Origin of the sequence: Streptomyces corynorhini (assembly GCF_003346515.1) — a bacterium.
Lineage (GTDB): Bacteria > Actinomycetota > Actinomycetes > Streptomycetales > Streptomycetaceae > Streptomyces > Streptomyces corynorhini.
On sequence record NZ_QQNA01000252.1, the window covers coordinates 1 to 24,113 of the forward strand.

Sequence of the window (24,113 nt, forward strand, 5' to 3'; positions counted from 1 at the left end):
GGCGGCGGGGCGGGCGCGGGCGGCGCCGGGCCCACCGTGGCGGAGGAGCGGCCGCCGGGTCCTGACGCCACGGATCTGGAGATCCTCTCGCTGCTGCTCGCCGGGATGACCGACGCGCGCGTCGCCAAACAGCTCGACCTGGGGCTGCGCACCGTACAGCGCCGGGTGCGCGGGCTGATGGAGCTGAGCGGGGTGACCACCCGGCTCCAGCTGGGGTGGCACGCGTACGAGAAGGACTGGGTGGCACGCGACCTGCGGAAGTGACCGGGATACCGCACAGTTGGCGGATGGAAGTGTGGCAGCTCGTGCTGGTGGGCCTGGTCATGCTGCTCGGTCTGCTCGGCGTGCTGGTCCCCGGAGTGCCCGGACAGGCGATCGTCTGGGCGGCCGTCCTGTGGTGGGCGCTGACCGACACCACCCGGCCCGCCTGGGGCGTACTGATCGGGGCGACGGCCCTGCTGCTGTTCCACCAGGCGCTGCGCCCGCTGCTGCCCGCCCGCAGGCCCCGCAGGACCGGGGCCCCGCACCGGACCCTGGTGACCGGCGGGGTGGCGGGGATCGTGGGGTTCTTCGTGGTGCCGGTGGCGGGCGGGATCGCCGGGTTCGTCGGCGGGATCTACGGCGCGGAGCGGGTACGGCTGGGCAGCCACCGGTACGGCTGGGCGTCGACCCGTACGGTGATGCGCGCGGCGGGCTGCTCGCTGCTGGTGGAGCTGTTCGCGTGTCTGCTGGTGGTGGGGGCGTGGCTGGGGACGGTGATCTGGGCCTGAGCCCGCCGGATGGGCCGATCGGGGGACCGGGACCACGGGACCAGGACCAGGAACCGATACCGGTGCGCGCGTGGCCGTGTGAGGCTGGCCCCATGAGCCGATTCAGTGAGGCAGAGCGCGCGTATCTGAGGACCCAGCGGCTGGGGCGGATGGCGACCGTCGACCCGAAGGGGCAGCCGCAGGCGAACCCGGTGGCGTTCTACCCGCAGGAGGACGGGACCCTCCTGATCGGCGGTTTCGCCCTCGGGACCACCAAGAAGTGGCGCAACCTCCAGGCCAATCCCCGGGTGGCGCTGGTCGTGGACGACATCGTGAGCACCGACCCGTGGGCGGTGCGCGGAGTGGACATCCGGGGCGAGGCCGAGCTGTTGGTGGGTCCGCACGACCTCGGGGAGACGCTCAGCGAGGAGCTGATCCGCATCCACCCGCGCAAGATCCAGAGCTGGGGCCTGGACGGCGTGAGCCCGTAGGACCGTCCGCCGTTCGGGCGGACGGTCCTACGGGCTCTACGAGTCCTACGGGCTCTACGGGCTCTACGGGCTCTACAGGTCCTACGGGCTCTACGGGCGGCGGCTGGACAGGGCCTAGCGGATCCGGCCGCGCTTGGCCTCCATCGCGGCGCGGCCCTCGGCGCCCTTGCGCTTCCAGTCGCGGCGCAGTTCACCGCGGAGCCGGGCGTCGGTCTTGGCGACGATGTAGCGGTTCTCCCGCAGCAGCTTGCGGTAGCTCTCCAGCCGCCGCTCGGGCAGCGAGCCGTCCGCCACCGCGGCCAGCACGGCGCAGCCCGGCTCGGCGTCATGGGCGCAGTCGTGGAAGCGGCACCGCCCGGCGAGCGTCTCGATCTCCGAGAACACCTGCCCGACGCCCGCCTCCGCGTCCCAGAGTCCGACACCGCGCAGCCCCGGTGTGTCGATGAGCACGCCGCCGCCGGGCAGCACGAGCAGATTTCGGGTCGTGGTGGTGTGGCGGCCCTTGCCGTCGACGTCGCGCGCGGCCCGCACCGCCATCACCTCCTCCCCGAGCAGGGCGTTGGCCAGGGACGACTTACCGGCCCCCGAGGCACCGAGCAGCACGCTCGTACCGGCGGACAGGACGGCCGACAGGACGTCGATCCCCTCCCCCGTCACCGAACTGGCCGTCAGCACCTGCACCCCGGGCGCGACGGTCCCCACGTCCTCGACCAGGTGGTCGACGACGTGCGGGGAGGAGACGAGATCCGCCTTCGTGAGCACGACGATCGGCAGGGCGCCGCTCTCCCAGCCCAGCGCGAGGAGGCGTTCGACGCGGTCCAGGTGGAGTTCGGCGGAGAGCGGGACCGCGATGACCGCGTGGTCGACGTTGGCCGCGAGGATCTGCCCCTCGGACCGCTTGGAGGAGGTGGAGCGTACGAAGGCGGTACGGCGCGGCAGCAGCGCCCGTACGTACCGGGGGTCGCCGTCCGCGTCGACGACAGCCCAGTCCCCCGTGCACACCACCTTCATCGGATCGCGGGGCACGACGAACTCGGTGTCGGCGCGCACCACACCGGTCGCGGTGACGATGTCGCACCGGCCCCGGTCGACGCGTACCACCCGGCCGGGCAGCAGGCCCCGCTCGGTGTACGGCGCGGACGACGCCTCACGGTCGGCGTCCCAGCCGTACCGGGCCAGCGGATGCGCGGCGGACGAAGCCTCGGAGGAAGCAACGGAGAAAGACAACGGGAGACCCTTCACAAGGGGTGGTCCCGGCGCGCGCGTTCGGACGCGCGGGTGTGACGACGCGCGAGAGGTTCGCGCGGTCGGGTCAGGTCAGCCGGAGACCACAGGGGTGGGAATGATGATCTTCTGGATCCGGGCAGCGCCCGGCGTGGCGACCGTCATCAATGTCCTCACCTCCCGCTTCTCAACGCACCGACAGCACAGCCGGAAAGCGGCGCCTCACGGCCCTCGCTCCCGACGACGCCCACCCTAACGGGACCCCGAACGCCGCCGCGAGCGGTTTTCCGTGCCGGGGTCAGCCGAGGCGGCGTAGGCCGGAGCCGGGGCAGCCGGTCGAGGAGGGAGGCGGGGAAGGCGACGCGTTCCCCGAGGGTCACCACCAGGTCGAAGTGGCGTCGCTGACATCGGTGCCGCCGGGCGCGGGGGCGGGTGACGTTTCCGGACCGTCCCGCCCTGTTCCCGCGTCCGTCGCACTCAGCCGTCGGCGAGGGCCGCGCGGGAGCCGCCCGCAGGCCCACGGACGGCCGAGGCCGTCAGTTCCCTCACCCGCTCCGCCGGTACCGGCACTCCGGGGGTGTCGAAGAACCAGCGCCGCGCGTCCTCCTCGCTCAGCCCCTCGGGCCGTGCCCGCAGATACGGCTGCACGTAGACGGGCGTACCCGGTTCACTGCGCCAACTGGCGTCGAGCGTGCCGGTGTCCACCGCGTCGTAGCCGAGGGTGTCCAGCAGTCGGGCGACCCGTTCCTTCGCCGCCTCGTCGTCGCCCGCGAGGGGCAGGGCGCTGCGGTCGGCGGCGCCGACGGGCCTGGCCAGGGTGAACAGGCGCCGGAAGTCGATGTTGTTGAACGCCTTGACCACATGGGCCCCGGCCAGGTGCCGCCGCACCAGGGCGCTGGTGGTCAGCCCGCCCGCGTCCAGCGCGGCGATGCGGCCGTCGCGCTCCGGGTAGTAGTTCATCGTGTCGAAGACGGTCCTACCCGCCAGCTCGGCGGCGGGCAGCCGCTCGTAGGCGCCGAGCGGGACGGTCGCCACCACCAGGTCCCCGGCGCGCACGGCTGCGGCGACCGCGTCCGGCGCGCGCGAAGCGCCCGTGACCGGCCGATTTGACCTGTGCAGTTCAAGCCACATACCTTTCGCCCTGACCCGGGCCATTACGGCAGGGCAGGGCAACTCTCACCACTCTCGGGGGAACACATGAACTGGTACGTCGACGTCCTGAAGAATTACGCGGTGTTCAGCGGCCGGGCGCGCCGCAAGGAATACTGGATGTTCTTCCTCGCCAACTTCGTGATCTCCATCGCGCTGAGCGTCATCGGCAACGTCATCGGCGCGGAGAACCTGATCAGCGGCATCTACGCGCTGGCCCTCCTGATCCCGAGCCTCGCCGTGGCCGTGCGACGGCTGCACGACACCGGCAGGAGCGGCTGGTGGCTCCTCATAGCCTTGGTGCCGCTCGTGGGCTTCATCGTCCTGATCGTCTTCCTGGCCATCGAGGGCGAGCAGGGTCCGAACGCGCACGGCCCGAACCCGAAGCACGCGCAGACGTACCCGTAACCCGTCCCCGGCACCGCCGGCGTCCCTCCGTGCCCGTCAGCCCACGCGGCTGACGGGCACGTGTCGTTCAGCGGGCCGTGGAGTCCAGCCAGACCGCCGTGTCCGGCGGCAGCAGGCGCGGCCCGGCGCCGCCGCTCGCCCCGTACGCCGCCCCGTACGCCACCTCGTCCGCCACCCCGTCCGTCGTCGACTCGTCGCTGGCGAGCAGGGGTACGGAGTCCGTGGGCAGGCTCAGCGGCAGCGGCTCGGCGGACAGGTTGACGCGGCAGACCAGCCCCGCGCCCTTGCGGAAGGCGAGTTCGCCCGGGGCCGACGGCAGCCAGGTGAAGCGCTCGTCGCCGCGGAAGCCCCGGCGCAGCGCCAGCGCCGTACGGTACAGCTCCAGGAAGGAGCCGGGCCAGCCGGTCTGCGCCTCGACGGACCGCTCGCCCCAGCCGTCCGGCTGCGGAAGCCAACTGCCCTGAGGGCCGAAGCCGTACGAGGGCCCCGTACCGGTCCACGGCATCGGCACCCGGCAGCCGTCGCGGCCCTTGCGCGCGTGGCCGGTGCGCTCCCACACCGGATCGCGCAGCGCCTCCTCCGGCAGGTCCGCGACCTCGGGCAGCCCCAGCTCCTCCCCCTGGTAGAGGTAGGTCGTCCCGGGCAGCGCGAGGGTCAGCAGGGCGGCGGCCCGCGCGCGGCGGCGACCGCGCTCCTCGTCGGCGGCCGGGTCGAGGCCGCCGGTCAGCAGCCAGCCGGGCAGGTCGGTACCCTCGGGCAGCGCGTAACGGCTGCGGTGGCGCACCACGTCGTGGTTGGAGAGCACCCAGGTCGGCAGCGATCCGGTGGACGCCGCACCGGCCAGCGAGGTGTCGATGACGTCCCGGAAGGCCGCGGCCTCCCACGGGCAGCGCAGATGGAAGAAGTTGAACGCCTGCTGCAGCTCGTCGGGCCGGGTGTAGAGAGGCAGCCTGGCGGCGCTGACGCCCGCCTCGGCGACCATGATCCGGGGCGGCGCGTACGAGTCGGTGATCTTGCGCCAGGCCCGGTAGACGTCATGCACCTCGTCGCGGTCCCAGAACGGGTGGTCCTCGCCGGTCGGCGGGGAGTTGAGGGAGGCCGAGTCGCCGCCCCGGGTGTCGCGCAGCGGCGGCGTGAGGTCCTTGCGCAGGCCGTGGGCCACGTCGATGCGGAAACCGTCCACGCCGAGGTCGAGCCAGAAGCGCAGCGTGCGCTCGAAGTCGGCTATGACGTCGGAGTTCTCCCAGTTCAGGTCGGGCTGCTCGGCGGCGAAGATATGCATGTACCACTGCCCGTCCGCGACCCGCGTCCAGGCGGCGCCGCCGAACTTCGACTGCCAGTCCGCGGGCGGCCGCGCGCCGCCGGGGCCGGTGCCGTCCCGGAAGACGTACCGGTCGCGGGCCGCGGAGCCGGGAGCCGACGCCAGGGCCTCGGCGAACCAGGGGTGCTGGTCGGAGGTGTGGTTCGGCACGATGTCGACGATCGTACGGAGCCCGAGGGCGCGCGCCCGGCCGAGCAGCGCCCGGAAGTCGTCCAGGGTGCCGTGCCGGGGATCGACGTCCCGGTGGTCGGCGACGTCGTACCCGCCGTCGGCGAGCGGGGAACGGTAGAACGGCGTGAGCCAGATCGCGTCCGCGCCCAGCTCCGCGACATGGCCGAGCCGGTCGGCGATGCCGCGCAGGTCGCCCATGCCGTCGCCGTCCGCGTCGGCGAAGCTGGGGACGTACACCTGGTAGACGACCGACTCGCGCCACCACTGACCGCTGTCGCCGCCCCCGCTGTCTCCCCCCTCGCCAGCGCTGCCGCCACTGCCGCTGCCACTGCCACTGCCACTGCCGTCACCGTTGACGCTGCCGTGCTGTGTCACTGATACCTCTCGTGCCGGGATGAGCATCAGCGCAGACTCTAGGGCCTGTCCGCGAAGCCCCGCCCGGTCGGCGGCGTCCGGCACGCACGCTCGCCGCGTGGTCGGGATCACCCCAGTGCATCCACGTACGCCCAAGTACGTCCAAGTACTGAGGCCCCAGGGCGTGTTCCGATCATCATCCGGCCGGAAGGCTCACCTCCCGGCGCCGCTCAGGGCCGCGGCCCGTGCTTGAGCTTGCCCAGCTGGGCGGCGGCGTAGGGGAGTTTGCCCTCGGCCGAGCGCATGGAGCGCAGCGCCAGCAGCAGGACGCCGATGTCGTCGATGTACACCGGGTCCGGCAGCACGTCGAACGGCAGGATCAGATAGGCGACAGCCGCCCAGAACACCCAGCGGTTCTCGACCGGGACCCCGGCCTTGCGCAGGGCGCTACGCGTCCTGACGAGCCGGACGGTCAGGGTGATCGCGACGCCCAGAGTGACCGCGACCAGCAGTACGCCGACGACAATGAGGATCTGGAGGTCGCTCACGCGCTCTCCTCCTTGTGGCTCGGAAGGCTCCGCGCACCGTCGGGTCCGGCCGTGCGCTACCGGTTACGCGTACCCCGGTACGGGCACCTCAACGGAGCCCTCACCCCGTCGCCACGCTCGCCCTCACCCCGTCGCCACGCCCTTCCCCGCCGCACGCCACGCCCTTCCCTGCCGCGCGCCGCGCCCTCGCCCTCACCCCGTCGGTACGCCCTTCCCGGCCGCGCGGCGGCTCCCGGCGCCGTGGACCTTGGCGATCCGGCCGTCGGTCAGGACCACCACCGAGCCGCAGCGGCAGACGCAGTACTCCACCGTCCCCTCGGACGTCGTGTGACAGGACAGCAGCGTCCAGCTGGACTCGTCCGCCGCTCCGGCCCTGTCGCACACCGCGCACCGGTCGTCGCTCGCACATCCGTCACCGCCGCATCCACGCATGTGATCAGGTTGACGTCATCACCTAGAGACGTTCAACCATTACATTCGCTACGTTGGCGCCATGCGCTTCAATCACTACGGTGGCGAGGCCGCGCTGCTGGCCGCCGATCTGGCGAACGCGCCCGCGCCGTTCACCCCGGAGGCACTGGAGCCGCTGCTGGTCGCGCGCGGCATCGTCCGCCACTCGCTGTCCGGCGCCGAGGCCGCCGCCGTCGAGGTCTGGAGCCGTCGGCTCGGCCCGTGCTTCGGCCCGCAGGAGCTGGAGACGCGCCGCGACCGGGTCAACGGGCTGCTGGCCGAGGCCGCCAGCCGCCCGTACATCACCACGCACGACGGCCACGGCCCGCATCTGCACTACGCGGACCCCGCACTGGGAGCGGTCGCGCACATCCGGGCCTCCTCCGCGACCGGACTCGCCTACGTCGTCTGCTTCGCCAGCCACACCAGGCTCGGCCGATGCGCCCGCGCCGCGTGCGCCCTGGCCTTCGTCGACACCTCGCGCAACGGCCGACGCGTCTACTGCTCGGTGCGGTGCGCCAACAACGACGCCGTCACCCGCCACCGGCGGCGCGCGTGCGCGGACTGACGCGGCGCCCGGGACCGTGGCCGCGCCCGGCCGCCGTCCGCACCGGGCCGGGCTCGCCGGGCCGGGCTCGCCGGGCGGGGCTCGCCGGGCCGCGCAAGAGCGCCTCCCGGGGCGATTCACGGGGCGACACGGCGTCAGTCCGCGCCCGCCGGCGCCGCATTCCGGCGATTTTCAGCCATGATCAACACGAGTGCATTTCGGGGGTACCTCGCACAAGTGGACGAGTGTCGCGCGTAGATATGCCCGCCGCCTGCCACCACTCACCGGATATCGAACTCACTGTGTCATGCAAGCAGGACACACAGGGGCGCGTAGGAATACGCGGCGCACCCGGCAGGTGGCCGGATGACGACAGAGCGCGATTCCCATGCTCGGCGGGGTGCTGACCGCGCGTCACGCCACTCCCCCCGGCGCCGCCGCAACCGTCACCGATCTTGCCCGTGAGGTCATCCGCGAGGCCGACACGCCCGACCCCGGCAACGGTTCCGGACGGCGATTCGCCCCGGAATCGGGGGCCGTGGCGTCCGTCCGGGGGGACCGGTCCAGAAGTGGGCCTTGCCCGAAGGTCAAAGGAAGTCAACGATTCAGTCATGCGTTGACAGGTTCACGGTCAAAACCGATGACCGCGGACGGTCCACGCCTCGGCGGCCCGCTCACCCCACGGGCCGCGTGTTTCCCCCATCTATGGAGGATGTTGTGACCTTCAAGCGCTTCTCCCCCCTCGGCTCGGTCTCCAGACGCGTCCGGCTCCTCGCCGTCACCTCCGGCCTGGTCACCGCTGTCGCGCTTGCGGCCCCCAGCGCCGTCGCCCAGCCCGCACCGGCACCGCTCCCCTCCGCCGCCGCCCTGGCGACGGCCGACGCCGCCGTCCAGGACGCCGACATCGCCGGCACGGCCTGGTACACGGACAAGGCCACCGGCAAGGTCGTCGTCACCGTCGACAGCACCGTCACCGACGCCGAGATCGCCACGATCAAGCGCACGGTGGCCGACACCGAGGCCGGTCTGACGATCAAGCACACCGACGGTCAGTTCCGTGAGCTGATCGCGGGCGGCCAGGCCATCTACACCGGCGGCAGCCGCTGTTCCCTCGGCTTCAACGTGCGCAGCGGCTCCACGTACTACGCGCTGACCGCCGGGCACTGCACCAACATCGGCGCCACCTGGTACACCAACTCCTCCAGCACCGCGCTGCTCGGCTCCCGCGCCGGCTCCAGCTTCCCGGGCAACGACTACGGCCTGATCCGGCACAACAGCTCGGCCAACGCCGAGGGCCGGGTCTACCTGTACAACGGCTCGTACCAGACCATCACCTCGGCCGCCAACCCCAGCGTCGGCCAGACCGTCCGGCGCAGCGGCTCGACCACCGGTGTGCACAGCGGCACCGTCACGGGCCTCAACGCCACCGTGAACTACGGCAGCGGCAACGTCGTCACCGGCCTGATCCAGACCAACGTCTGCGCCGAGCCCGGTGACAGCGGCGGCTCGCTGTTCAACGGCACCGTCGCCTACGGCCTGACCTCGGGCGGCAGCGGCAACTGCTCCTCCGGCGGCACCACCTTCTTCCAGCCGGTCGTCGCGGCCATGAACGCGTACGGCGTCAGCCTGGCCTGACCCACCTCTCGCTCCACCGGCGGGCCGCGCACCTGGTGCGCGGCCCGCCGCGCGTGTGTGCGCACCCGCGATCGCGGCCACAGGCAGCATGAGATCGAAGCGACGGCCGTCCGACGCGTTACGGACACCAGCACGCTCCGCATACGCCTCCACGATGCCAGGGGGCGCGTTGGAGCACTCACAAGCCTGAGTCTCGACCACGTGTTGATTCTGCCTGTGGATAGGGGAAAGGATCAGCGCGACCGCTCAAAGACAAGAGCATCAGGGTAGCGAAAGAGGGGATCAATGCCCACAGCGACCACATTCAGGAAACGCACCGGGGTTGCCGCGCCTTGGCATCGGCCGGAGAGCCGGTTTCCGCTGGAGCAAGACACGTCTCAGGTTCTGCCGGACCTGTCCGGGACGAGTGGACCGGCGCCGTTCGCCTTCCGGTTCCTCACCACCACCGTGGCCGGCTCGGGTGGTGTGCTGCCCGACGACATCGAGTACGACGAAGAAACCCAAACGAGCACCTACGGCGATCTGCCGCCGGGGGTCTTCATGACGAAGAACCCCCCGATGACCTACTACACGACCGAAGCCACGGCAACCACGCCCGAACGGACGGACGCGAAGGACGACCCGGGACCGAGTGACGATTGATGACCGGAGCCGGAACAGTTCTAGTCCTGGCCGGACACTTCGATCCGACCGTGGATCTGGCGATCGAGGAGCTGAACCGGCGTGCCGTGCCCGTATTCCGGGCCGATGTCTCGGAGTTCCCGGTGGGGCTGGTGCTGTCTGCTGGTCTCACCGGGGATGGCTGGTGCGGCACGCTCGACAACGGTCGCCGGACTCTCCGGCTGGAGAGCGTCCGCTCTGTCTACTGCCGTCGACCCACACGTCCGCAGCCTCCGAAGAACATGTCGGCGGTTGCCCGGAAGGTCGCTGAGAGGGAAGCACGCTTGGGTTTCGGCGGACTTCTGACCGCTCTCCCGTGCCGATGGCTGTCGCCGCCCGGACACGCGGCAGATGCCGAGTACAAGCCCCTTCAGCTCAGAGTCGCGGCCGAGTCGGGCCTCAAGGTGCCGCGAACGCTCATCACGAACGATCCGAACACCGCGAAACGCTTCGCCGACGACATGGGCCGCGTGGTGTACAAGCCGTTCCATCCCATACGCGGTTTGGTGAGCGGGGAGCCAGCTGTCGTGTACACCAGTCTTGTCGACCCGCAGGATCTGCCGCATTCCGATATCGCCACGACGGCACACCTCTTCCAGGAATGGGTGCCGAAGGCGCATGAGATCCGTCTGACCGTGGTGGGAGAGCAGTTTTTCGCGGTCGAGATCCATGTGGACTCGGAACGAGGCCATCTGGACTGGCGCAGCGACTACGGAAGTCACACGTACCGGAAATGCGACCCTCCGGTGGATGTGGTGGACGGGGTGTCGCGCATGCTGAATCGACTTGGTCTGCCCTACGGTGCATTCGACTTCGTAGTGACACCAGAGGGCGAATGGATCTTTCTGGAAGTGAATCCGTCCGGCCAGTACGGATTCATTGAAGTGGCGACTGGTGTTCCCATCACGGCCGCAATCGCAGATTATTTGGAGGGCAGGGCGTGACAATTCCTTCGGATGACCGGCGGCGCACCCTGGCAGCGCGCATTCGTCTCGTGCGGAGCATGGAGCGGGGCAGTGCCGTTCTGTCGGCCCGACTGGCCGAAGTCTTTCTGAATGTGCCGCGAGAGCCGTTCGTCCCGGTGTTCTATCGCAGGGACGAGGACCGGTTCACGCCATGGGGCCGTACGGACGCGGAGGCCGACGCCTGGCTGACGCAGGTGTACAGCGACGACTCACTCATCACCGAGGTGGGCGGCGTACACGCGGAGGACGCCGGGCCCCACGGCGTCACCGGAGTGCCCACCTCTTCGTCGACGGCACCGAGTCTCATGGCCGACATGCTCGACGCGTTGGACGTGCGACATGGGGCGAGTGTGCTGGAGATCGGCACCGGGTCCGGCTACAACGCGGCGCTGCTGTGTCAGCTGGCTGGTGCGGATTCGGTCACCACCGTGGACTATTCGGAACGGCTGACCACCACCGCCCGGACCCGCCTCGCGGCATGCGGCCCGGCGCCCACGGTCAGATGCGCGGACGGAGCGGAAGGGGCCCCGGGGGACGCACCGTTCGACCGCATCATCGCGACCTGCTCGGTACGGCGGATCCCGGCGGCGTGGTTCGATCAGTGTGTGCCGGGCGGGCTGATGGTCGTCCCGCTCAAGGGCGCCCTTGCCGGGGGCTCGCTCGCCCGGCTCCAAAAACTCCCCGACGGTACCGCCGTCGGCCGGATCCTGCATACGCCAGCCGCGTTCATGCCGCTGCTCTCCGGCTCGCGGGAAGCGCCGAAGATCCCGGAGTCCGTGACAGGCGGCGAGCAGCGCACATCGAAGGTGTCGGGAAGCGTTCTGGACGACTGGACATTCTCGTTCTTCGCCCAACTGCACATGTCGGCGAGTACGGTGCGCGAGTACCACCGCGAACCGGACGGTGCGCACGTGACCACGCTCTTCGACCCGGTGGACGACTCGTACGCGCGGATCGCGGACCGTACGCCGGAACCTGGCGCAACGGTCGTCACGTCAGGGCGGCGGGATCTGTGGGAGCCGCTGGAAGAGGCATATGAGCAGTGGCTCACCCTGCACCGCCCACGGCGGGAGTGGTTCACCGTCAACGCCACGCCGGACAGGCAGACCGTCAGCTACGCGGCCCCGGACGGGCGGGCCTGGGACTGGGACCTCTAACCACTCGCCGGGCGGTCACGGCCTCGGTTGACGCTGACGGTGCAGCTTGGCGAGCGCCGCGATCTGCCGTCGCTCGTACGGTGTCCCGGGGCGCAGGGAGACCCAGGACGTCCGCCAGTTGAGTCCGGACGGACGCAGCAGATGGACCAACGGGCCGGAGAAATCGATGATCTTGGCGACCATGTCCTGTCGCCTGTCGAAGACGATCATTCCGATGTGCAGTCGGTGCCGGGCGGGCTCCGGTGTCCTGGGTATCACGTCAAGTCTCCGCTTCTACAGACGGCTTGCAGCGAACGCCACTGCGGCGATCCACAGGGCGGCGCAGACGGTTACAGCGATCGCCTGCCGCACGGTCAGTGACTCCTTCTTGCTCCGGGCTCGCGATGGACGCTGAGCCAGTGCGTTTCGTACAGCCGCCAGTGGCACAGCTCGCACGCGCTCAATGAACTGGTACCGGCGTCCGTGACCGACTCACCGACAACCGTCACGGCGGTGTACTCGTCGCACCGGAAGCAGTAGCCGGTGGCCCACACGGCCAGGGCCCGCAGCTCTTCCGGGGTGAACTCGGGGCGGTTCACGACAGGGCCCGCGCCTTCTCCGGATACATGAGCGACGCCACAATGTCCTTGCCCGTCGCGGTGGGCTCGGCCCGCCACCAGTCGGCCAGCGCCTCGATGACGTACATTCCCCGCCCCGACTCCGCGGTCCAGTCCGGCTCCTTGACGACGGGCAGTTCCCTGGACCGGTCACTGACCGTGATCAGAAGCCGGTCGGGCCACCGTTGGAGGAGCAGGACCGCGCGGCCGTCGGCATGCCGGTGCACATTGGCAAGCAATTCCGTGACGATCGCGCAGCTGTCGTCCTTCAGGTGCTCCAGGCCCCAGAGTCGCAGCCGGTTGGCGGTCTTGCTCCGGATGCCGGGGAGTTCGCACGGGCGGACGGTCAGCAGTAAGCGGTACTGATGGTCGGGACGTTGCACATGGGGGGTTGTCATGGCGCCTCCAGGCCCTCTTCGACTCCAGGGCAGAACTGATCAGTGATCAGTCACGCGTTGAATGCAGTGTGTGACAGCACCTCATGATGTGGGACACTTCATCGATAGGTCAAGCAGTTGCATGGCAGATCTGCCAAACTCATGCATGGCGCCACCCGTTAGAGGGATGTCGTACAGCTCGGAGGGACGAAGCGGTACCCTCAACCACATTCATAGACAAGGGAGATGGAGAAGTGATGGCGGTTGTCGCCAGCGTGAGCCCGCTCACCGCACGCCGACGGCTGGGCGCCGCGCTACATAGGCTGCGCGATCAGCACGGACTCACCACTGAAGAGGTTGGAGCACACCTCAACTGCCACAACTCCAAGGTCAGTCGCATAGAGAACGCCAAGCGCGGCTGCACGAAGAAGGACTTCGAGGGCCTCATGGAGCTGTTCGCGGTTAAGGAGCCGCTGCTCTCCGAGCTCACCTCACTGATGGTCAAGGGGCGGCAGCGCGTTCCTCCGTGGTGGCACGCGTTCAGCGATGTGATCAGCCTCAATTATGCGGAGTTCATTGCCTATGAGGCGGAAGCAGTCGAGTCCTTCGAGTATCAGTCGGTCCTGATCCCTGGGCTCCTGCAGACTGACGGCTACGCACGCGCGGTGACTGGCATCGGCATCTCCATTTTCGATCCCGACCAGGTAGACAACCTCGTCGAGGTGAGGATGCGCCGTCAGGAACGACTGCGCGAGGAAGAGCCGTTGATCCTCAATGTCGTGCTCGCTGAGGCAGCTCTGCGCACGCTCGTTGGGGGTACCGATGTCATGCGCGGACAGTTGCGACATCTGCTTGACGTCTCCGCATTGGATAACGTCCGTGTCAGAATCATCCCCTTCCAGGCAGGTGAAAGGGGGCTCACCACAGGGACATTCCTCCTGTTCAACTCAGGCATGGGCAGAGACTCCGAAGCAGATGTTGCCTTCACCGACTCGGCGGAGAACACCGCCGTCTACCGGGATGATCCGCTGGCCCTCAAGCGCTTGAGCCGCCTGTTTACCGGGTTGTCCAGGGCCGCCCTCCCGGAGGACGATAGCCGTCAGCTGATCGAAGACATCGAGAAAGAGCTGGACAGAAATGAATGAGCTGGCCAATCAGTCTGTCGACCTCACGGACGCCGCTTGGCGCACGAGTTCCTACACTGCCGGCGACGGCAGGTGTGTCGAAGTCGCCCCCATCCCCACCACAGGCATCGCCTTCCGCGACACCAAGGACCGGGCCCTCCCCGCCGCCCGCGCCTCCGGCGCCGCCTGGGCCACCTTCGTCGCCGCCGTCACCGCCGACGCCCTGCCCCGGCCCTGACGTCGGCCCCCCGCCGCCGGGGCCGCACTCGCTCAGGCCGCTGCGGTCGGCTCCGGCTCCTCCTCCGTCTTCGTGTCGAAGAGCCGGAAGCCCCGGCGCAGGTAGTTGTCCATGGCGTGCGGGCCGTCCTTGGAGCAGGTGTGCAGCCACACGCGCTTGGTCGGGGTCAGGTCCGGCCAGCGTTCGGCCAGGTCCCAGGCGCGGGCGGTGCCGTACGAGAGCAGGTGGCCGCCGATGCGCCGGCCGCGGAAGGCGGGCAGCAGGCCGAAGTAGACGATCTCGACCGTGGCGCCCGGCTGCGCGGCCAGCTCCAGATATCCGGCCGGGGTGCCCTTCTCGTACGCCACCCAGGTCTCGACGCCGGGGCGCTCCAGCGTCTCGCGCCACTGCGCCCGCGTCAGCGCGTTGCGGTCCGTCCAGCTCACGTCGGCCCCCACCGACGCGTACAGGAACCGGCTGAACTCCGGCGAGGGCACCTCGGCCCGTACGATCCGCACCTCGTCCGGCGCCGTCGCGGCGGGCCGCAGATCGGCGGGGGAGGTCTGCTCCAGGGACCACGTGGTCACGGTGATGGTCATGCGGATCAGGAGAACACGTGTCCGCGCCACGCTCCAACCCGATCCGCGTCATGGATACGGTGGCCGCCGCGCGGCCAGCACCGCGGGGGCCGTCGAGTGCGGCAGCAGCAGCTCGGGGTCCGCCGGGCCGACCACCTCCACCTCGACCTCCTCGCTGAAGCGGTAGGGGCGGTGCGCCAGCACCCCGGACAGATGGCGCCGCACGCGTGACATCTCGGCCCGGACCGTGACCGTACGGGTCGGATCGCCGAACACGTCGGCGGCCAGTTGCGCGGCGCTGCGGCCGTCCCGGTGCACGGCCAGCACATAGAGCAGCTCGGCGTGGCGCGGGGTCAGCTCCTGGGTCCAGCTGCCCGCGGATCCGGACACGGCCACCGACCAGCGCCGGGGGCGGCTGAGGTCGAGCACGACCCGGCTGGCGGGCTCGCTGAGGGGCGGCTCCGGCTGGTCGCGCACCTGTATCAGCCAGCCGCCGGGCAGCGGCTCGACCATGCACATGCCCAGCGACGGCTGCCAGACCAGGCCCGCCCGCAACGACTTCGGCAGCGGCAGCCGGTCCACCGGCGCCATCCCCGTGACCGCCGCCGTCCAGCCCCGCGTGTCGACGGCGAGGGCACGGCCGCCCAGCCGGCAGATGATCGGCGTGGCCACCGAGCGGAGCCGGTCCAGGTCCCGCGCGTGCCGCTCGCGCATCTCGCTCTCGGCGATTCTGGCGACCGAGCTGACCAGCGCCAGCGTCGTGGGATGGAAGCCGCGCGCGGGCCCGCTCACATCGATCACGCCGAGCAGCCTGCCGTCGCGCGGATCGTGTACGGGGGCCGCCGCGCAGGTCCAGGTGTGCAGCGCGTGCGCGAAGTGCTCCGCGGAGTGGACCCGTACCGGCCGGCCCAGTACCAGCGCCGTCCCGATGGCGTTGGTCCCGGTGATCCGCTCGGACCAGGCGGCCCCCTCCTCCAGCCGGATACCGCTCGCATGGCGCAGCACGCCGAGGCTGCCCTCGCGCCACAGCACCCGGCCCTCCGGGTCGCTGACCACCATGATCTGGAGCGACGTGTCGATGATCCCGCCGAGGGACGCGGTGATCATGTGTAACGCCTCGCCGAGGGAGGAGGTGCGGCGCCGGTGCTCCAGTTCGTCCGGCTCCAGCGCGGTGTCGCCGCCGGTCGGCCGGTCCGGGTCGAGGCCCAGACGCAGCATGCGCCGCCAGGACTCCGCTATCAGCGGCCGGGGCGCCACCGGTGGCCGCTCGCCCGCGAGGGTGGCTTCGCGTATCTGGTGGAGCAGCCGGCCGGCCTGCGCCTGGTCCATGGCCATGAGCGCGGTCAGGTCGAGCGGAGGGTTTCTCAGCGGTGTGTCCTTCATCGGGGTTCCCCCTGTGAACCAGCGGTGCGGTAACGGTTCTCCTGCAACGGCCTGCAACTCTGGCGAACCGCGGGCCGGTGCATGAAAGTGACGGGGTGTCAGGGGTGGTGCCGTGTCGGCGCGGCACCACCCCTGGCCGCCCGCGCCCCGGGTCCTGTCCTGGCGGGTCAGCCGCCGGGCCGCGCCCGGTCCACGACCGACGCCAGGTCGAGCGTGTGCGGCAGTGTGCCGAAGGCCGTGCCCCAGTCCCCGCCGAGCCGCGAGGCGCAGAACGCGTCGGCCACCTCCGGCGGTGCCCAGCGCACCAGCAGCGATCCCTGGAGCACCAGCGCGATCCGCTCCACCAGCCGTCTGGCCCGTGCCTCGATGCCGCTCAGGTCCGCCAGCTCGGTCAGCAGCGCCTTGATCGCGCCGTCCAGCCGGTGATCGGCGCCGCGTGCCTCGCCGACCTCCTGGAGGAAGGCGTTCAGGGCGGCCGGCTCGCGCTGGAGCGCGCGCAGGACGTCCAGGGCCTGTACGTTGCCCGAGCCCTCCCAGATCGAGTTGAGGGGCGACTCGCGCAGCAGCCTCGGCATGCCGGACTCCTCGACGTACCCGTTGCCGCCCAGGCACTCCAGCGCCTCGGCGGTCACCGGTGTGCAGCGCTTGGTGACCCAGTACTTGGCCGCGGGCACCGCGAGCCGCAGGAAGGCCCGGTCCCGCTCCGTGTCGGCGTCGTAGGCGGCGGCGAGGCGCAGCCCCAGGGTCGTCGCGGCCTCCGACTCCAGCGCGAGGTCCGCCAGCACGTTGCGCATCAGCGGCTTGTCGATCAGCTCGCCGCCGAACGCGCTCCGGTACGTGGCGTGATGCACCGCCTGGGCCACCGACTGCCGCATCAGCGCGGCCGATCCCAGCACGCAGTCGAGCCGGGTGGCGGCCACCATCTCGATGATGGTGCGCACCCCGCGCCCCTCCTCGCCGACTCGCTGCGCCCAGGTGTCCTCGAACTCGACCTCGGCGGAGGCGTTGGAGCGGTTGCCGAGCTTGTCCTTGAGCCGCTGGAGGCGGAAGACGTTGCGGGTCCCGTCCGCCAGCACGCGCGGTACGAGGAAGCAGGTCAGCCCGCCGGGGGCCCGCGCGAGTACCAGGAACCCGTCGCACATCGGCGCGGAGCAGAACCATTTGTGCCCGGTCAGCAGATACTCGCCCGCCGCGTCCAGCGGTACGGCGGCCGTGGTGTTGGCGCGCACGTCGCTGCCGCCCTGCTTCTCCGTCATGCCCATCCCGAACAGCGCGCCCGCCTTCCCGGCCGCGGGCCGCAGCCCCGGCTCGTACCGGTGGGAGGTCAGCCGCGGCTCCCACCGGGCCGCCAGCGCCGGATCGGCGCGCAGCGCGGGTACCGCGGCGTGCGTCATCGACAGCGGGCAGCCGTTGCCCGCCTCCGCCTGCGTCCACACGAAGAAGCCCGCCGCGCGGCGCAGATGGCCGTCGGGCCTGCCCCAGGCGTCGGTCAGCCCGGCGCCGACGCCCCGGTCGAGCAGCCGGTGCCAGTCGGGGTGGAACTCGACCTCGTCGATCCGCTCGCCGTACCGGTCGTGGGTGCGCAGGACCGGTGGGTGTTCGTTGGCCCGCCTGCCCCACTCCTGGACCTCGGGGGAACCGGCGGCGCGGCCGAGGGCGGTCAGCTCCGCCCGGGTCGCGTCGAGCAGACCGGGCGCGCTGTGCCGCTCCACACTCTCGCGAAGGGCCCGGTCCGTACCGAAAACGTCGTATCCGACCAGCGGAGGTACCTGGTTGGTCACTGTGTGGGTGCTGGCTGCCATGCCGATACGGTAAGGAGGTGCAGGCAGCAAAAGAAACACCCGAGCGGCCAGCGGGTCGACTCCACCGGGCCCGAGTGCTCTACCGGAACGTCTCGAAACGGAAGCTGGCCTGGCTGCTGCTCAAGGACACGGTCAACTCGTGCGTCGAGTACCGCATCCTGGGACTCGCGGCCGAGGCGGCGTTCTTCACGCTGCTCTCGCTGCCGCCGCTGCTGCTCGGGCTGATCGGTCTGCTCGGCTACGTGGACGACTGGACCAGCACCGCCACGGTGGCCTCGTTCGAGAGGAACATCCTCGCGGCCGTCGGCACGGTGCTCTCCGACCGGGGCGTCAACCAGATCGCCAAACCGCTGCTGGACGACATCACCGAGGGCGGCCGGCCCGATGTGATCTCGCTCGGTTTCGCCATCGCCCTGTGGTCGGGCTCCCGGGCGGTCAACGTCTTCGTCGACACCATCACGGTGATGTACGGGCTGGACGGGCGGCGCGGCATCGTCGCCACCCGGCTGCTGGCCTTCCTGCTCTACATCGTGGCGCTGCTGATCGGCGCGGTGGTGCTGCCCCTGGCGGTCGTCGGTCCCGACCGGGTGGTGGAGCTGATCCCCTGGGGCACGGAGGTGGTCAGCGTCCTGTACTGGCCGGTGGTGACGCTGCTGTCGATCGCCTTCCTGACCACGCTGTACCACGTGTCCGTACCGGCCCGTTCCCGCTGGGTGGAGGATATTCCGGGCGCGCTCATCGCCCTCGGCATGTGGGTGCTCGGCAGCTTCCTGCTGCGGATCTACCTCACCAGCACCGTCGAGGGGCCCACCATCTACGGCTCCCTCGCCGCGCCCATCGCGGTGCTGCTGTGGATAGGCGTCTCCGCCTTCGCCGTCCTGGTCGGCGCGGCCGTCAACGCCGCCATCGACCGGGTCTGGCCGTCGGTCGCCACGGCGGCGGCCCGCGACGCCAACGAGCGCCAGCGCGCGGCGCAGGCCGCGCAGGCGGTGGCCCGCGCGTCCTTCTCGGACGACGCCCCGGACGGCCCGCAGGACGACGACGTCACCGACCCGGACATGCCCTCGGAGTTCCCCGAACGGTGGTCCCGCTTCCTGCCGCCGGACGATGTGAAGTCGCGCATCACGGGCCGCGACCACCGCGACACTCCGTAGGCACGACGGCGTGTGGCGGTGACGCGGCGACGGCGAAGAGGGAGACCTCGCGGCCGTCCGGGTCCAGGACCACCGCGTAACGCCGGCCGGAGGACGGCGCCCCCGGCCTGCGGCGGCCCCGGTATCCGGCCCCAGTGTCCGGCCCCGGTGTGCGGCCGCGACCAGCGCGTCGTGGACGGCGTCGACCCGGGGGGGTGCGCGACGACCCGGTAAACCTCGGACAGCTGTAAGGAACACCACAGCGTCTCGCGCATCGAGACGACTTGGTCCGCATTTTGGACAGCAGTGGACTGTCCCGAGAATCGCGTGACACGCTTCCGTCATGTCCAGAGCTGGAATTTCCTTGGTGAGTCGGCGCCACGTCGACCTCTGCCGCATGTGCAGCGCCATCTGTCCGGCGGGCTGAGAGCCTCCGGCGCTCCCCCGCTATTCCCCCCGCTCCAGCCCAGCTGTCCAGCTGTCCCTGCCGCGCACGGCCGCGCCTTTCGCGCGCGTGTGCGGTTCAGAGCCGCCCTCCTGCATGTCTCGAAGGACGTATGCGTCATGGCCGCCACCCCGGAAAAGCCGTCCACTCCCACGCCCCGCCGCAAGGTGAGCCGTCACCGCGGCGAGGGCCAGTGGGCCGTGGGTCACTTCACTCCGCTCAACGGCAACGAGCAGTTCAAGAAGGACGACGACGGTCTCCACGTCCGGGCACGGATCGAGACGATCTACTCCAAGGCGGGGTTCGACTCGATCGACCCCAACGATCTGCGCGGCCGGATGCGCTGGTGGGGGCTGTACACCCAGCGCAAGCCCGGGATCGACGGCGGCAAGACCGCGATCCTGGAGCCGGAGGAGCTGGACGACGAGTACTTCATGCTGCGGGTACGGATCGACGGCGGGCGGCTGACCACCGAGCAGCTGCGCGTCATCGGTGAGATCTCGCAGGAGTTCGCGCGCGGCACGGCGGACATCACCGACCGGCAGAACATCCAGTACCACTGGATCCGGATCGAGGACGTGCCGGAGATCTGGCGGCGCCTCGAAGAGGTGGGGCTCTCCACGACCGAGGCGTGCGGCGACACACCGCGGGTGATCCTCGGCTCGCCGGTCGCGGGCATCGCCGAGGACGAGATCATCGACGGCACGCCCGCGATCGACGAGATCCAGCGCCGGATCGTCGGCAACCCCGACTTCTCCAACCTGCCGCGCAAGTTCAAGTCGGCCATCTCCGGCTCGCCCTCCCTGGACGTGGCGCACGAGATCAACGACATCGCCTTCGTCGGGGTGGACCACCCCGAACACGGCCCCGGCTTCGACCTGTGGGTGGGCGGCGGGCTCTCCACCAACCCCAAGATCGGCCAGCGGCTCGGCGCGTGGGTGCCGCTGGACGAGGTGCCCGACATCTACACCGGGGTCATCTCGATCTTCCGTGACTACGGCTACCGCAGGCTGCGCACCCGGGCCCGGCTGAAGTTCCTGCTCGCCGACTGGGGCGCGGAGAAGTTCCGCCGGATCCTGGAGGACGAGTACCTGGAGCGCAAGCTCGTCGACGGACCCGCGCCCGAACAGCCCGTACACCGCTGGCGCGACCACGTCGGGGTGCACCGGCAGCGCGACGGGCGCTTCTACGTCGGCTTCGCGCCGCGCGTCGGCCGGGTGGACGGCACCACGCTGACGAAGATCGCCGAGCTGGCGCGGGCGCACGGCTCCGGACGGCTGCGCACCACCGCGGAACAGAAGATGATCGTCCTCGACGTCACCGAGGACCGGGTCGACTCGCTGGTGGCCGGTCTCGAAGCGCTGGACCTGCGGGTCAGCCCGTCGCCGTTCCGGCGCGGCACGATGGCCTGCACCGGCATCGAGTTCTGCAAGCTGGCCATCGTCGAGACCAAGCGGCGCGGCGCCACGCTGATCGACGAACTGGAGCGCCGCATCCCGGAGTTCGACGAGCCGATCACCATCAACCTCAACGGCTGCCCCAACGCCTGCGCCCGTATCCAGACGGCGGACATCGGTCTCAAGGGCCAGCTGATGCTGGACAAGGACGGCAACCAGGTCGAGGGCTTCCAGGTGCACCTGGGCGGCGCGCTCGGTCTTGAGGCCGGATTCGGCCGCAAGGTCCGCGGGCTGAAGGTCACCTCCGAGGAGCTGCCCGACTACGTCGAGCGCGTGCTCGGCCGCTTCCAGAAGGAGCGCGCGGACGGCGAGCGCTTCGCCACCTGGGCCGCGCGCGCCGACGAAGAGGCGCTGTCATGAGCGAACGCGCCGCCCCGTTCTACTGCCCCTACTGCGGCGACGAGGACCTGCGTCCCAGCGAGCAGGGTCACGGCGCCTGGGAATGCGCGGCGTGCAATCGCGCATTCCAGTTGAAGTTCCTCGGGCTGCTGACCCGGGGGCTCCAGCGGAGCGACGGAGGGGAAGAGACATGACGGCACCGACGGAGACCGACGATCCCAGGGCACTCGCCGAGCGCGCCGGACGTGAGCTGGAGGACGCCACGGCGCTGGAGATCCTCACCTGGGCCACCGACACCTTCGGCGCCCGGTTCTGCGTCACCTCCTCCATGGAGGACGCGGTGGTCGCCCACCTCGCCTCCCGGGTGCGCCCCGGCGTCGACGTGGTCTTCCTCGACACCGGCTACCACTTCCCCGAGACCCTCGGCACCCGCGACGCCGTGGACGCCGTGATGGACGTCAACGTCATCACGCTGTCGCCGACGCGCACCGTGCCGGAGCAGGACGCGGAGCACGGCCCGAAGCTGCACGACCGCGACCCCGACCTGTGCTGCGCGCTGCGCAAGGTCCGGCCCCTCGAAGCGGGGCTGGCCGGGTACGACGCCTGGGCCACCGGGCTGCGCCGCGACGAGTCCCCGACCCGGGCGGGCACCCCCGTGGTCGGCTGGGACGCCAAGCGCCGCAAGGTCAAGGTCTCGCCGATCGCCCGCTGGACGCAGGACGACGTGGACGCGTACGTCACCGAGCACGGCGTGCTCACCAACCCGCTGCTGACGGACGGTTACGCCTCGGTGGGGTGCGAGCCCTGCACCCGCCGGGTGCTGGCGGGCGAGGACGCCCGCGCCGGCCGCTGGGCCGGCCGGAACAAGACCGAATGCGGGCTGCATTGATGACGGCCCATCAGGCTCATCATCGGACGGACCATCAGGAGGACCCCTTGAACGTGGCGGAGCAGGGTGCCACCGTCTGGCTCACCGGTCTGCCCAGCGCCGGTAAGACGACCATCGCGACCGCGCTGGCCGACCGGCTGCGCGGCGAGGGCCACCGCGTCGAGGTGCTCGACGGCGACGAGATACGGGAGTTCCTCTCCGCGGGCCTCGGCTTCAGCCGCGAGGACCGGCTCGCCAACGTGACGCGGATCGGCTTCGTCGCCGAGCTGCTCGCCTCGAACGGCGTCAAGGTGCTGGTCCCGGTGATCGCGCCGTACGCGGACAGCCGCGAGGCCGTACGCAAGCGCCACGAGACCGCCGCCACCCGGTATCTGGAGGTCCATGTGGCCACCCCGGTCGAGGTGTGCTCGCAGCGCGACGTGAAGGGGCTGTACGCCCAGCAGGCGGCCGGTGAGATATCCGGCCTGACCGGGGTGGACGACCCCTACGAGGCGCCGGAGAGCCCCGATCTGCGGATCGAGTCGCACACCCAGTCCGTGCAGGAGTCCGCCGCCGCGCTCCACGCGCTGCTCACCGAGAGGGGTCTCGCGTGACCACCACCGTCGCAGCCGTCACCGGGGGCACGAGCGCCCCGTACGCGCTGAGCCACCTGGACTCCCTGGAGTCGGAGGCCGTGCACATCTTCCGCGAGGTGGCGGGCGAGTTCGAACGGCCGGTGATCCTCTTCTCCGGCGGCAAGGACTCCATCGTCATGCTGCATCTGGCGCTCAAGGCATTCGCGCCCGCGCCGGTGCCCTTCACCCTGCTGCACGTGGACACGGGCCACAACTTCCCCGAGGTGCTGGAGTACCGCGACCGCACGGTGGAGCGGCACGGGCTGCGGCTGCACGTCGCCTCCGTACAGGAGTACATCGACGCGGGGAAGCTGCGCGAGCGGCCCGACGGCACCCGCAACCCGCTCCAGACCGTGCCGCTGACCGAGAAGATCCAGACCGAGCGGTTCGACGCGGTCTTCGGCGGCGGGCGGCGCGACGAGGAGAAGGCACGCGCCAAGGAGCGGGTCTTCTCGCTGCGCGACGAGTTCTCCCAGTGGGACCCGCGCCGCCAACGCCCCGAGCTGTGGCAGCTGTACAACGGCCGGCACGCCCCCGGCGAGCACGTCCGGGTCTTCCCGCTCTCCAACTGGACCGAGCTGGACGTGTGGCAGTACATCGCCCGCGAGGGCATCGAGCTGCCGGGGATCTACTTCGCCCACGAACGCGAGGTGTTCGACCGCGGTGGCATGTGGCTGACCGCCGGTGACTGGGGCGGCCCCAAGGAGGGCGAGAGCGTCGAGACGCGCCTGGTGCGCTACCGCACCGTCGGCGACATGTCCTGCACGGGCGCCGTCGACTCCGACGCCACCACCCTCGACGCGGTGATCACCGAGATCGCCGCCTCCCGGCTCACCGAGCGCGGCGCGACCCGCGCCGACGACAAGATGTCCGAGGCCGCGATGGAAGACCGCAAACGCGAAGGGTACTTCTAGGGCCTGTGTGGGGTTGTGATCTGGATCAGGGAGCGGGGCGTGGTGCGTGCGATCGCAAGGCGCCGGAGTGTCCTCGTAGCGGAGCTACTAGGACATTTCGGCAACGCCGCGAGCGTGCGTGCCACGCCCCGCGAGCCCAGATCACGACCCCACACAGGCCCTGGGGCCTCTCGTTGGGGTCATGCCGGGCTCGCGAGCCCTGGCACCGCGCCTCGCCGCGTTGTCGTCACCCATCCCCAAGGTCTCGGCTTCGCTCGACCAGGGGAGACCCCATCCGCTCCGCGTGGGCTCCCTCCTCCGCCTTGCGATCCACGGCACCAGACCCCGCTCCCTCATCCGGCCTGATCCAAACGAAAGACCCCAGCCATGCCGAGCACTCACACGGAAGACGCCACGCGGCTCGCCACGCCCACCCT

At 70.6% G+C, this 24,113-nt stretch carries 28 protein-coding genes and 1 pseudogene; 18 read left to right on the plus strand and 11 right to left on the minus strand.

Features of this window, described 5'->3' with window-relative positions; translation table 11 throughout:
* The 3 genes and pseudogenes from DVH02_RS27235 to DVH02_RS27245 all read left to right on the plus strand — a co-directional run.
* Window positions 1-264: pseudogene (locus DVH02_RS27235) on the plus strand (helix-turn-helix transcriptional regulator); the annotation flags it as partial.
* A gap of 23 nt (window positions 265-287) precedes the next feature.
* Window positions 288-770, plus strand: a complete 483-nt coding sequence (locus DVH02_RS27240; protein ID WP_199566432.1) for a DUF456 domain-containing protein — start codon at window positions 288-290, stop codon at window positions 768-770.
* Between the two features lie 92 nt (window positions 771-862).
* Complete coding sequence (locus DVH02_RS27245) at window positions 863-1,240, plus strand: PPOX class F420-dependent oxidoreductase (RefSeq protein ID WP_114626511.1); 378 nt, start codon at window positions 863-865, stop codon at window positions 1,238-1,240.
* A 114-nt stretch (window positions 1,241-1,354) separates the two neighbouring features.
* Here the strand turns inward: DVH02_RS27245 and rsgA are convergent, their stop codons facing one another.
* Window positions 1,355-2,467 carry a ribosome small subunit-dependent GTPase A gene (rsgA, locus tag DVH02_RS27250; protein ID WP_114626536.1) on the minus strand — a complete coding sequence of 371 codons (1,113 nt, stop codon included), beginning with the start codon at window positions 2,465-2,467 and terminating at the stop codon, window positions 1,355-1,357.
* Between the two features lie 474 nt (window positions 2,468-2,941).
* Complete coding sequence (locus DVH02_RS27260) at window positions 2,942-3,595, minus strand: NADPH-dependent F420 reductase (RefSeq protein ID WP_233518491.1); 654 nt, start codon at window positions 3,593-3,595, stop codon at window positions 2,942-2,944.
* 66 nt (window positions 3,596-3,661) lie between these two features.
* On the opposite strand from DVH02_RS27260, the gene DVH02_RS27265 reads away from it, so the two are divergent.
* The gene (locus tag DVH02_RS27265) at window positions 3,662-4,021 is read left to right on the plus strand and encodes a DUF805 domain-containing protein (RefSeq protein WP_114626514.1); all 360 of its coding nucleotides are present in this window, start codon (window positions 3,662-3,664) and stop codon (window positions 4,019-4,021) included.
* A 67-nt stretch (window positions 4,022-4,088) separates the two neighbouring features.
* On the opposite strand, the gene DVH02_RS27270 is transcribed toward DVH02_RS27265, so the two are convergent.
* The 3 genes from DVH02_RS27270 to DVH02_RS27280 all read right to left on the minus strand — a co-directional run bounded on the left by DVH02_RS27270 (window position 4,089) and on the right by DVH02_RS27280 (window position 6,847).
* Window positions 4,089-5,750: a glycoside hydrolase family 13 protein gene (locus DVH02_RS27270; protein ID WP_233518495.1), complete on the minus strand. Its 1,662-nt coding sequence runs from the start codon at window positions 5,748-5,750 to the stop codon at window positions 4,089-4,091.
* 347 nt (window positions 5,751-6,097) lie between these two features.
* Window positions 6,098-6,415 carry a YkvA family protein gene (locus DVH02_RS27275; RefSeq protein ID WP_114626516.1) on the minus strand — a complete coding sequence of 106 codons (318 nt, stop codon included), beginning with the start codon at window positions 6,413-6,415 and terminating at the stop codon, window positions 6,098-6,100.
* Window positions 6,416-6,607: 192 nt separating this feature from the next.
* Window positions 6,608-6,847, minus strand: coding sequence for a hypothetical protein (locus DVH02_RS27280; RefSeq protein WP_147286139.1), 240 nt, complete (start codon window positions 6,845-6,847; stop codon window positions 6,608-6,610).
* A 61-nt stretch (window positions 6,848-6,908) separates the two neighbouring features.
* On the opposite strand from DVH02_RS27280, the gene DVH02_RS27285 reads away from it, so the two are divergent.
* From DVH02_RS27285 to DVH02_RS27305, 5 genes are all read left to right on the plus strand, one after another.
* Complete coding sequence (locus DVH02_RS27285) at window positions 6,909-7,433, plus strand: CGNR zinc finger domain-containing protein (protein WP_114626518.1); 525 nt, start codon at window positions 6,909-6,911, stop codon at window positions 7,431-7,433.
* Window positions 7,434-8,129: 696 nt separating this feature from the next.
* Window positions 8,130-9,047, plus strand: a complete 918-nt coding sequence (locus DVH02_RS27290) for a S1 family peptidase (protein WP_114626519.1) — start codon at window positions 8,130-8,132, stop codon at window positions 9,045-9,047.
* A 285-nt stretch (window positions 9,048-9,332) separates the two neighbouring features.
* Window positions 9,333-9,689, plus strand: a complete 357-nt coding sequence (locus DVH02_RS27295; RefSeq protein ID WP_199566433.1) for a hypothetical protein — start codon at window positions 9,333-9,335, stop codon at window positions 9,687-9,689.
* Window positions 9,689-10,651 carry an ATP-grasp ribosomal peptide maturase gene (gene tgmB, locus DVH02_RS27300; RefSeq protein WP_114626520.1) on the plus strand — a complete coding sequence of 321 codons (963 nt, stop codon included), beginning with the start codon at window positions 9,689-9,691 and terminating at the stop codon, window positions 10,649-10,651. Before DVH02_RS27295 ends, tgmB begins: the two co-directional genes overlap by 1 nt.
* A 59-nt stretch (window positions 10,652-10,710) precedes the next feature.
* Window positions 10,711-11,829 (plus strand): methyltransferase domain-containing protein, encoded by a 1,119-nt coding sequence (locus DVH02_RS27305; RefSeq protein WP_114626521.1) that lies wholly within the window; start codon window positions 10,711-10,713, stop codon window positions 11,827-11,829.
* A 15-nt stretch (window positions 11,830-11,844) separates the two neighbouring features.
* Here the strand turns inward: DVH02_RS27305 and DVH02_RS27310 are convergent, their stop codons facing one another.
* The 3 genes from DVH02_RS27310 to DVH02_RS27320 all read right to left on the minus strand — a co-directional run bounded on the left by DVH02_RS27310 (window position 11,845) and on the right by DVH02_RS27320 (window position 12,823).
* Window positions 11,845-12,087, minus strand: coding sequence for a hypothetical protein (locus tag DVH02_RS27310; RefSeq protein WP_233518493.1), 243 nt, complete (start codon window positions 12,085-12,087; stop codon window positions 11,845-11,847).
* A gap of 95 nt (window positions 12,088-12,182) precedes the next feature.
* Window positions 12,183-12,407, minus strand: coding sequence for a hypothetical protein (locus DVH02_RS27315; RefSeq protein WP_114626523.1), 225 nt, complete (start codon window positions 12,405-12,407; stop codon window positions 12,183-12,185).
* Entirely contained in the window at window positions 12,404-12,823 is a 420-nt protein-coding gene (locus DVH02_RS27320; protein ID WP_147286140.1) for an ATP-binding protein, read from the minus strand. Before DVH02_RS27320 ends, DVH02_RS27315 begins: the two co-directional genes overlap by 4 nt.
* Before the next feature lie 236 nt (window positions 12,824-13,059).
* Between DVH02_RS27320 and DVH02_RS27325 the strand changes: the two genes are divergently transcribed.
* Together DVH02_RS27325 and DVH02_RS36830 are read left to right on the plus strand one after the other, a co-directional pair.
* Complete coding sequence (locus tag DVH02_RS27325; protein WP_114626525.1) at window positions 13,060-13,947, plus strand: helix-turn-helix domain-containing protein; 888 nt, start codon at window positions 13,060-13,062, stop codon at window positions 13,945-13,947.
* Window positions 13,940-14,164, plus strand: coding sequence for a DUF397 domain-containing protein (locus DVH02_RS36830; protein WP_114626526.1), 225 nt, complete (start codon window positions 13,940-13,942; stop codon window positions 14,162-14,164). Before DVH02_RS27325 ends, DVH02_RS36830 begins: the two co-directional genes overlap by 8 nt.
* A 32-nt stretch (window positions 14,165-14,196) precedes the next feature.
* Here the strand turns inward: DVH02_RS36830 and DVH02_RS27335 are convergent, their stop codons facing one another.
* From DVH02_RS27335 to DVH02_RS27345, 3 genes are all read right to left on the minus strand, one after another.
* Window positions 14,197-14,742: a GNAT family N-acetyltransferase gene (locus tag DVH02_RS27335; protein WP_114626538.1), complete on the minus strand. Its 546-nt coding sequence runs from the start codon at window positions 14,740-14,742 to the stop codon at window positions 14,197-14,199.
* A 48-nt stretch (window positions 14,743-14,790) separates the two neighbouring features.
* Entirely contained in the window at window positions 14,791-16,104 is a 1,314-nt protein-coding gene (locus DVH02_RS27340) for a helix-turn-helix domain-containing protein (RefSeq protein ID WP_114626527.1), read from the minus strand.
* A gap of 167 nt (window positions 16,105-16,271) precedes the next feature.
* Window positions 16,272-17,906 carry an acyl-CoA dehydrogenase family protein gene (locus DVH02_RS27345; RefSeq protein WP_114626528.1) on the minus strand — a complete coding sequence of 545 codons (1,635 nt, stop codon included), beginning with the start codon at window positions 17,904-17,906 and terminating at the stop codon, window positions 16,272-16,274.
* A 17-nt stretch (window positions 17,907-17,923) separates the two neighbouring features.
* Between DVH02_RS27345 and DVH02_RS27350 the strand changes: the two genes are divergently transcribed.
* The 7 genes from DVH02_RS27350 to cysD all read left to right on the plus strand — a co-directional run bounded on the left by DVH02_RS27350 (window position 17,924) and on the right by cysD (window position 23,697).
* Window positions 17,924-19,060, plus strand: a complete 1,137-nt coding sequence (locus DVH02_RS27350; RefSeq protein ID WP_114626529.1) for a YihY/virulence factor BrkB family protein — start codon at window positions 17,924-17,926, stop codon at window positions 19,058-19,060.
* 322 nt (window positions 19,061-19,382) lie between these two features.
* On the plus strand, window positions 19,383-19,466 hold the full coding sequence (locus tag DVH02_RS36995; protein WP_325051408.1) for a putative leader peptide: 84 nt from the start codon (window positions 19,383-19,385) through the stop codon (window positions 19,464-19,466).
* A gap of 137 nt (window positions 19,467-19,603) precedes the next feature.
* Entirely contained in the window at window positions 19,604-21,301 is a 1,698-nt protein-coding gene (locus DVH02_RS27355) for a nitrite/sulfite reductase (protein WP_114626530.1), read from the plus strand.
* Window positions 21,298-21,474 carry a hypothetical protein gene (locus tag DVH02_RS35710; protein WP_199566434.1) on the plus strand — a complete coding sequence of 59 codons (177 nt, stop codon included), beginning with the start codon at window positions 21,298-21,300 and terminating at the stop codon, window positions 21,472-21,474. Before DVH02_RS27355 ends, DVH02_RS35710 begins: the two co-directional genes overlap by 4 nt.
* The gene (locus DVH02_RS27360; protein ID WP_114626531.1) at window positions 21,471-22,169 is read left to right on the plus strand and encodes a phosphoadenylyl-sulfate reductase; all 699 of its coding nucleotides are present in this window, start codon (window positions 21,471-21,473) and stop codon (window positions 22,167-22,169) included. Before DVH02_RS35710 ends, DVH02_RS27360 begins: the two co-directional genes overlap by 4 nt.
* Entirely contained in the window at window positions 22,169-22,762 is a 594-nt protein-coding gene (cysC, locus tag DVH02_RS27365) for an adenylyl-sulfate kinase (RefSeq protein ID WP_114626532.1), read from the plus strand. Before DVH02_RS27360 ends, cysC begins: the two co-directional genes overlap by 1 nt.
* Window positions 22,759-23,697 (plus strand): sulfate adenylyltransferase subunit CysD, encoded by a 939-nt coding sequence (gene cysD / locus DVH02_RS27370; RefSeq protein WP_114626533.1) that lies wholly within the window; start codon window positions 22,759-22,761, stop codon window positions 23,695-23,697. The genes cysC and cysD overlap by 4 nt, the downstream gene beginning before the upstream one ends.
* Window positions 23,698-24,113 lie beyond the last annotated feature (416 nt).